The following is an 8129-nucleotide window of genomic DNA, read 5'->3' on the forward strand; positions in this document are numbered from 1 at the left end:
GATTTCGGATTCGCCTGCCCGCGCAATTAACCGCCGAAATAGTGGTTCATCCTTTTCGCCAGCTCGATATCGAGAGCGGTGACGCCGCCGGCGTCATGCGTGTTCAGCGTGACGTCGACGGTCTTGTAGACATTCGACCAGTCGGGATGATGGTCCATCTTCTCCGCCGCGAGCGCGACACGCGTCATGAAGGCGAAGGCTTCGGAGAAATTCCTGAAGGTGAATTTGCGACTGATCGAACGGCCATCGCCGGCTAGTGCCCAGCCGTCGAGACCGGCAAGCGCCTCGGCGATCGCATCCTTGTCCAGTTTCTCTCTCGTCATGTGCGCTTCCTGTGCTATCTCGAATTGTGACCTTCACCATAGCGCCGGATCGATGAGCGCAAAGCCCATAAACTCCATTCTTTTCGTCTGCCTCGGCAATATCTGCCGGTCGCCGCTCGCCGAAGGCGTCTTGCGCGCGGTTCTGGCCGAGCGGGGCCTGGACGTATTGCTCGATTCGGCCGCGACCAGCGGCTGGGAGGTCGGTTCTGCCCCCGACCCACGCTCGATCGCGATTGCGGCGCGCCACGGCATCGACATTTCCGGGCAGAAAGCGCGCAAGGTGACAGTGGAAGACTTCCACCGCTTCGACCTGATCCTCGGCATGGACCGTTCGAACGTCCGCGATCTCAGGGCTCTGGCGCCTGCCGCATTGCGCGACCGGGTGCATCTGTTCCTGGAATTCGCGGATGGCAAGGCGCGCGACGTGCCGGATCCCTACTATGATGAACTGGACGCGTTCGCGTCGGTCTACCGCATGATCCGCGAGGCGTCGGAGACGTTGGCGACGCGGCTCGCGGCTCGCGTATCGACACTCGATAGCGGCCAGGCCTCCTCGACGATGTAGGGTCCGCCGCCGACCGAATCGCGCGACGACATCAGGACGAAACGACCGACGCGGAAGGGCAGCGTCGAAAAATTGCCGCGCGCCGACAGATATTGGGCGACGTCGAGCGGGCTCGAATTGCGCAGTCTGGCGAGCGTCACGTGCGGCGTGAACTTGCGCGGATCGGCCGGGATGCCAAGGCGCTGGCAGATGCGGTCGATCTCACCCTGCAGGGCGGAGAGGTCGGGCGAGGCCATGGCGCCCGCCCATACCGCATGCGGCTTTTTCTGGCCGAAGGCGCCGACGCCGGACAGCGTCAGGGCGAAGGACGGGCGATGGACCCGGTCGAGCGCGTTGGCGATCTCGTCGGCGACATGGCCTTCGACATCGCCGATGAAGCGCAGCGTCAAATGGTAGTTTTCAACGTCGATCCAGCGGGCCCCGGGCAGGCCGCCCCTGAGCAGGGACAGCGAAAGGGCGGCGTCACGCGGAATTTCGAGGGCGGTGAAAAGACGCGGCATGGAGAGCCTCCCTTCCTCGAATCGAACTGTTATCCCTACCGAATCATCGATATTCACGCAGGGCAAGTGGTTTGTTGGTCGCAGGCTTGCCTGAAAGTTTCCCTAACGGAATGCATGACTTCATCGAAATATCGCCCGTCAAGAGGCGCCCTGAGCCGTGGCGATGGCCTTTTCCACCGTCGGCAGGATGCGCTCGACCATGCGGTCGACGCCTTGCGCATTCGGGTGCAGACCATCCTCGAGCTGGAAAGCGGGCTCGCCGGCGACGCTATCGAGAAAGAACGGATAGAGCGGAACGCCATACTTTTCGGCCAGTTTCGGGAAGATCGCATCGAAGCTGTTCTGGTAGTCGGCGCCGAGATTGGGCGCGGCGCGCATGCCGGCCAGCAACACGGCAATCTTGCGCTCTCTGAGCCTGGCCAGTATGTCGTCCAGGTTCTTTTGCGTGATCGCGGTCGAGACGCCGCGCAGCATGTCGTTAGCGCCGAGTTCCAGGATGACGAGCTTCGTGCCGTCCGGCACCGACCAGTCGAGCCGCGACAGGCCGCCGCTCGACGTATCGCCGGAAACGCCGGCATTGGCGACGGTCACGTCGTGGCCCCTGGCTCGAAGTGCCGCCTGCAGCTTGTCGGTAAAGCCCTCGCCCGGCCCGAGGCCGAAGCCCGCCATCAGGCTGTCGCCGAAGCCGACGATCTCCAGCGGCTCGGCGCGCGCCGACGAAATGGCGCCGCAAAGCGCGAGGAAAAGCAGGAAGGCTGCGGCAAGAGAGTGTTTGAAAGCCATGCGGCAGGCCCCATATGACGATGAACATTCGGTGGCGGCGGAATAAGAGCCTCTATTCTCCCATATAGGACGATTAAATTGTGACAGAAGCCGTCATCGCGCTGAAAGACGTATCGCTGACGCTCGGTGAAGGCGCGTCGTCCGTCCATGTGCTGAAAGGCGTCAGCCTCGATGTGGCAAGCGGCGAGGCGACTGGCATCGTCGGGCCATCGGGCTCGGGAAAGTCGACGCTGCTGATGGTGCTCGCCGGCCTGGAAAGGGTCGATTCGGGTACGGTACGAATCGCCGGCGAACTTCTCAACGGCAAGAGCGAGGATCAGATCGCATCGTTTCGTGGACGAAACATCGGCATTGTCTTCCAATCCTTCCACCTCATTCCCAATATGACGGCGCTCGAAAATGTCGCGGTGCCGCTTGAACTGGCCGGCCATGCCGACCCGTTCGGCGTCGCGGCGCGGGAGTTGGCGGCGGTCGGCTTGAGCGATCGCGTCACCCATTATCCCGGCGAATTGTCGGGCGGCGAGCAACAGCGCGTGGCGATCGCCAGGGCCTTGGCGCCGTCGCCGCGCATCCTGATCGCCGACGAGCCGACCGGCAATCTCGACCAGGCGACGGGGCGGCAGGTCGCCGATCTCCTGTTCGCCAAGGCGGCCGAGCGCGGCATGACGCTGGTGCTGGTCACCCATGATCCGGCATTGGCCGCGCGCTGCTCGCGCCAGGTGTCGATGCGCTCCGGCCAGATAGAAGACGCGCCACTGCTTAAAGTGACGGCGTAGCCATGGCAGACAAGACCCCCTCATCCGGTCCTTCGGGCCACCTTCTCCCCGCTGGGGAGAAGAGGCTGACGCCGGCGTCGGCGATCTCTTCTCCCCTCGGGGAGAAGGTGGCCGCGAAGCGGCCGGATGAGGGGGCTGGCTGGTCGCGTACGCTGAAGCTCGCTTTTCGGTTTTCGCTGCGCGAGATGCGCGGCGGGCTGTCCGGCTTTCTGATCTTCCTCGCCTGCATCGCTCTTGGCGTCGCGGCGATCGGCGGCGTCAATTCGGTGGCGCGCGCCATCACCGCCGGGGTCGCCAACCAGGGCCAGACGCTGCTTGGCGGCGATCTGCGTTTCCAGATCAACCAGCGCGCCGTGACGCAAGCCGAGCAGGCTTTCCTCGAAGAACTGGGTACGGTCTCGCACAGCGCCAACATGCGCTCGATGGCGCGGCTCGAGGACGGCTCCGACCAGGCATTGGTCGAGGCCAAAGCGGTCGACGAGGCCTATCCGCTCTATGGCGCGCTGGAAACCGAGCCGGCATTGTCCAGGCAGGATCTGTTCGGCGAACGGTCCGGCGTTTTCGGCGCCGCCGCGCCGGATTTGCTGTTCGAGCGGCTGCATGTCACGATCGGCGATCGGCTGAAGCTCGGCACCGCCACCTTCGAACTGCGCGCCAGGCTGGTCAGCGAGCCGGACGCCGTGTCCGACGGCTTCGGCTTTGCGCCGCGGCTGATGGTCTCGACGGACGGGCTTGCCGCTTCCGGCCTGATCCAGCCCGGCAGCCTCGTCGAAAACGCCTACAAGGTCCGGCTGCCCAGCGGCGCCAGCGAAGCGCGCATCAAGGCCATCCAGGATCAGGCCGCCAAGGATTTTCCCGAGGCCGGCTGGTCGATCCGCACGCGCAGCAATGCCGCACCCGCACTGTCCTCCAACATCGAGCGCTTCTCGCAGTTCCTGACGCTGGTCGGGCTGACGGCGCTGGTGGTCGGCGGCGTTGGCGTCGCCAATGCGGTGCGCGCCTATCTCGACGGCAAGCGTGGCGTCATCGCCACCTTCAAGAGCCTGGGGGCTTCGGGCGGTTTCGTCTTTGCCGTCTACCTCGTGCAGATCCTGATGATCGCCGGCCTCGGCATCGCGCTTGGCCTGGTGCTCGGCGCGCTGATGCCGTTCGCGGCGAGCGCGGCGCTCCAGTCAGTCATTCCGGTGCCGGCGGAAGGCGGCTTCTATCCCGGCGCGCTCGGCATGGCGGCGCTGTTCGGGCTGCTGGTGACGCTGGCCTTCGCGCTGCTTCCGCTCGGCCGCGCGCGCGACGTGCCGGCGACGGCGCTGTTTCGCGAAATGGGGTTCGAAGGCCGCGGTTTGCCTCGCTCGATCTATGTGGCCGCGGCACTCGGCATCGCGCTCACCCTGGCGGCGCTGGCCATTCTGTTTTCCGGCGATCGCCGCATCGCCTCGATCTTCGTCGGCGCCACAATCTTTGCCTTCCTGGTGCTGCGCGTCGTTGGCGGGCTGGTGCAGTCGGCCGCCAGGAAGAGCCCGCGCGTCCGCTCGACGGCGCTCAGGCTCGCCATCGGCAACATCCACCGGCCGGGCGCGCTGACGCCGTCGGTGGTGCTGTCGCTGGGGCTTGGGCTGACGCTGCTGGTGACGCTGGCGCTGATCGACGGCAATCTCCGGCGGCAGATCTCCGGCAGCCTGCCGGAACGGGCGCCGAACTTCTTCTTCGTCGACATCCAGAACGGCGATGTCGACGCCTTCTCCGCGCTGATCTCAAAAGAGGCACCGGCGGGAACGCTGGTCAAGGTGCCGATGCTGCGCGGCCGGGTGATGGCGCTGAACGGCGTCGATGTCGGCAAGGTCAAGGTGCCGGCGGAAGGCGCCTGGGTGCTGCGCGGCGACCGCGGGCTGACCTACGACGCCAAGCTGCCCGCCAACGCGTCGCTGACGGAAGGGACATGGTGGCCGGACAATTATGCCGGCGAGCCGCTGGTTTCGTTTTCCGCCGAGGAAGGCCAGGAGATCGGGCTGAAGCTCGGCGACACCGTCACCGTCAATGTGCTCGGCCGCAATGTGACGGCCAGGATCGCCAATTTCCGCGAGGTCGAGTGGGAGACGATGGGCATCAATTTCGTCATGGTGTTTTCGCCCAACACATTTGCCGGCGCGCCGCATGGCTGGCTGGCGACGCTGACCGAGAAGAACGTTTCGGCGGCCGACGATGCCCGTCTCCTCAACGCCGTCACCCGCGCCTTTCCGGCGGTGACGACGGTCAGGGTCAAGGACGCGCTCGACATCGTCAACCGGCTGGTCGCGCAGCTTGGCACGGCCATCCGGGCCGTGGCCGGCGTGGCGCTGATCGCCTCGGTGCTGGTGCTGGCTGGCGCGCTCGCCGCCGGCAACCGGGCCCGCATCCACGACGCGGTGGTGCTGAAGACGCTGGGCGCCACCAGGAAGACGCTGATCGCGGCCTTTTCGCTGGAGTACATGCTGATCGGCCTCGCCACGGCGATCTTCGCGCTGGCGGCTGGCGGGATCGCGGCGTGGTTCGTTGTCGCACGCATCATGACGCTGCCGTCGCATTTCATGCCTGAAGTGGCAGTGGCCACGATCGTCTTCGCGCTGACGGTCACGGTCGGCATTGGCCTTGCCGGTACGTGGCGGGTGCTCGGCCACAAGGCGGCGCCGGTGCTGCGCAATCTCTGATTCGCGAGGCCCGAGCGGAGCGGGAGGGGCGGGAGTCGATTAAATCTCGTTAATGTAGCGCCTTGAAAGCCAATAAAATCGGGTTTCCGGTGCCTCACGAAGCATTACACCGGGTTACGGTCTTGTTCTTGTCGTCAAGAACCATCATATTTCGCGGCAGGCATGCTGGAGCCCCGCCAGCGGCGCCTTGGTCCGAATTGACCTGACACCCGACGGGGCAGAAGCAATAGAGGACTACCATGGCTGAACCCATTCGCAACTACCAGACGCGCGCCGTGCCCGGCGCTGGCGTCGACGCCACCATCGACCAGGGCCTGCGCGCCTATATGGTCAAGGTCTACAATCTGATGGGGCTTGGCCTGCTCATCACAGGCCTGGCTGCTGTCGGCACGATCATGCTGGCCACCACCAGCGATCCGGCTTCCGCGGTCGCGACGCTGCCGAGCGGTGAAATGCTCACCTCGTTCGGCTACGCGATCTTCGACTCGCCGCTGCGCTGGGTGGTGATGCTGGCTCCGCTGGCCGCCGTGCTGTTCCTGTCGTTCCGCGTCCAGTCGATGAGCGTCTCGGCCGCGCAGACCACGTTCTGGGTCTATGCCGGCCTGGTCGGTCTGTCGCTGTCGTCGATCTTCCTGGTCTATACCACGGCCAGCATTTCGCAGACCTTCTTCGCCACCGCCGCGGCTTTCGGCGCGCTGTCGCTTTACGGTTACACGACCAAGCGCGACCTGACCGCGTTCGGCTCGTTCCTGGTGATGGGCGTGTTCGGCCTGATCATCGCGATGGTGATCAACATCTTCCTGCAGTCGTCGGCTTTGTCTTTCGCCGTTTCGGCTCTGGGCGTGCTGATCTTTTCGGGCCTGACCGCCTATGACACGCAGAAAATCAAGGAGATGTATTTCGAGGGCGACGCCACCGATGTCGCCGGCCGCAAGGCGATCATGGGCGCGCTGACGCTCTATCTCGACTTCATCAACCTGTTCATGTTCCTGCTGCAGTTCATGGGCGACCGTCGCTAATACGGTTCCCGGACCAGCGAGTTTGGAAAGGGCGGCCCAACGGCCGCCCTTTTCTTTTGCGCCTGCCTTTGCTGTTATGGAAGGCAGACAAACGGTTTGCATAAATTATGAGCAGCATCACAATACGGCCCGCCACGGTCGCGGACCTCGACCGGATCACGGAAATCTATGCCGACGCGGTGACCCATGGCACCGCGAGTTACGAGCTGGAGCCGCCGAGCCGCGCCGAAATGGGCGCGCGATTCGACAGTCTGATGGCGGGCGGCTTTCCCTATCTGGTAGCGGAAAAAGACGGCGTCGTGCTCGGCTATGCCTATGCCGGCGCCTTCCGGCCACGCCCGGCGTACCGCTTTGTCGTCGAGGATTCCGTCTATGTCGCGCCCGAGGCCAAGGGCCAGGGCGTTGGGCTCAAGCTGATGCAGGGGCTGATCGACGCGGCCAAGGCAGCGGGCTTCCGTCAGGTCATCGCGGTGATCGGTGACGGCCGTGCGGACAGCGCCTCGGTGCGGCTGCACGAAAAGCTCGGCTTTCGCCATTCGGGCCGCCTGGAAGGCTCCGGCTACAAGCATGGGCGCTGGCTGGACACGGTCTTCATGCAGCTGTCGCTGAATGGCGGTGCAGACGTGCCGCCCGCTCCGGATTCTCTGCCGGAACGGAAATTCCGCAAGCAAATAAAATAGTTAGGCCTCGACCAGCTTCAGCTTGCCGTCGAAGACGCCGAGCACGCGGCCGAGCTCCTGGCCGCGCTTGAGGATACGGCCGCCGGCGGCGATGACGGCGAAGGCGCCTTGCCGGCGCGCCAGCTTCGGATCCTTGACGATCTGGAACAGCGGCACCTCGCTGGCGCGGCGGAACACGGAAAACACAGCGCGGTCGGTAAGATGGTCGATGGCATAGTCGCGCCATTCATTGGCGGCGACCATGCGTCCGTAAAGCCTGAGAATCTGGTCCAGTTCGCGCCGGTCGAAGCGCACCGGCTGGTCGAGGCGCTCGCGTCTTGCCTCATGCAGCGGGATCAATATTGCGGATGCGTCCCCATCCTCCGTCCCGCTGCCGCGATCAGTCATGCCTAGATCCTTCGAATGAATCTTTCGCCGACCAAAGTTGGCGCTTTCGTGATGGAATTGCAAGGCCCGGCCGGGCAATGGCGGCGCCGGGCCGTTTCCGCAGTGTCCAGTCACATTTGTAAAACGGTCGTTGGAATTGGTGATGCTTCGCCACAATCCTGCCTTTTTTTATCCGCGCTCATGCCCCAATGTCCGACGAATTTACCGGCGTTGCCTGAGACGGTTCGGTCCGGCACCGGCTCGTAAACCCCAAGCCCCCCGCCCACGGGTCTGCGTCGGATCGAACCAACCTCGGTTTTCCCTAGGGAAAATCAGGTGCGACGATCCCAAAACCTAAATGACCGGCGTCAGAAGCAAGCTGACGCCGGTTTTTTATTGGCCGAGCTCGCTCTCCCCTCTCCCCTTGTTGTGC

9 protein-coding genes are annotated in these 8129 nt (G+C 64.5%); 5 read left to right on the forward strand and 4 right to left on the reverse strand.

Annotated features, from left to right (window positions below):
• Positions 1-26: 26 nt before the first annotated feature.
• Positions 27-323, reverse strand: coding sequence for a 4a-hydroxytetrahydrobiopterin dehydratase (locus MESS4_RS04245; RefSeq protein WP_006326971.1), 297 nt, complete (start codon positions 321-323; stop codon positions 27-29).
• A 52-nt stretch (positions 324-375) separates the two neighbouring features.
• On the opposite strand from MESS4_RS04245, the gene MESS4_RS04250 reads away from it, so the two are divergent.
• Positions 376-888, forward strand: coding sequence for a low molecular weight protein-tyrosine-phosphatase (locus MESS4_RS04250; protein WP_006326972.1), 513 nt, complete (start codon positions 376-378; stop codon positions 886-888).
• On the opposite strand, the gene thpR is transcribed toward MESS4_RS04250, so the two are convergent.
• Together thpR and MESS4_RS04260 are read right to left on the reverse strand one after the other, a co-directional pair.
• Positions 792-1388 (reverse strand): RNA 2',3'-cyclic phosphodiesterase, encoded by a 597-nt coding sequence (gene thpR, locus MESS4_RS04255; protein ID WP_006326974.1) that lies wholly within the window; start codon positions 1386-1388, stop codon positions 792-794. The two genes, MESS4_RS04250 and thpR, sit on opposite strands and share 97 nt — an antisense overlap.
• Positions 1389-1526: 138 nt before the next feature.
• The gene (locus tag MESS4_RS04260) at positions 1527-2171 is read right to left on the reverse strand and encodes an arylesterase (RefSeq protein WP_006326976.1); all 645 of its coding nucleotides are present in this window, start codon (positions 2169-2171) and stop codon (positions 1527-1529) included.
• 80 nt (positions 2172-2251) lie between these two features.
• Here MESS4_RS04260 and MESS4_RS04265 point away from each other — a divergent pair, with 80 nt between their 5' ends.
• The 4 genes from MESS4_RS04265 (at position 2252) to MESS4_RS04280 (ending at position 7330) form a co-directional block, all read left to right on the forward strand.
• On the forward strand, positions 2252-2947 hold the full coding sequence (locus MESS4_RS04265) for an ABC transporter ATP-binding protein (RefSeq protein ID WP_006326977.1): 696 nt from the start codon (positions 2252-2254) through the stop codon (positions 2945-2947).
• A 185-nt stretch (positions 2948-3132) separates the two neighbouring features.
• Complete coding sequence (locus tag MESS4_RS04270) at positions 3133-5631, forward strand: ABC transporter permease (RefSeq protein WP_081609635.1); 2499 nt, start codon at positions 3133-3135, stop codon at positions 5629-5631.
• Between the two features lie 239 nt (positions 5632-5870).
• Positions 5871-6650, forward strand: coding sequence for a Bax inhibitor-1/YccA family protein (locus MESS4_RS04275; RefSeq protein WP_006326979.1), 780 nt, complete (start codon positions 5871-5873; stop codon positions 6648-6650).
• A 107-nt stretch (positions 6651-6757) separates the two neighbouring features.
• Positions 6758-7330, forward strand: a complete 573-nt coding sequence (locus MESS4_RS04280) for a GNAT family N-acetyltransferase (protein WP_006326980.1) — start codon at positions 6758-6760, stop codon at positions 7328-7330.
• Here MESS4_RS04280 and MESS4_RS04285 read toward each other — a convergent pair whose 3' ends face one another.
• Entirely contained in the window at positions 7331-7717 is a 387-nt protein-coding gene (locus MESS4_RS04285) for a DUF2794 domain-containing protein (protein WP_006326982.1), read from the reverse strand.
• Positions 7718-8129 lie beyond the last annotated feature (412 nt).

The sequence above is a fragment of the Mesorhizobium sp. STM 4661 genome (assembly GCF_000359125.1).
Lineage (GTDB): Bacteria > Pseudomonadota > Alphaproteobacteria > Rhizobiales > Rhizobiaceae > Mesorhizobium.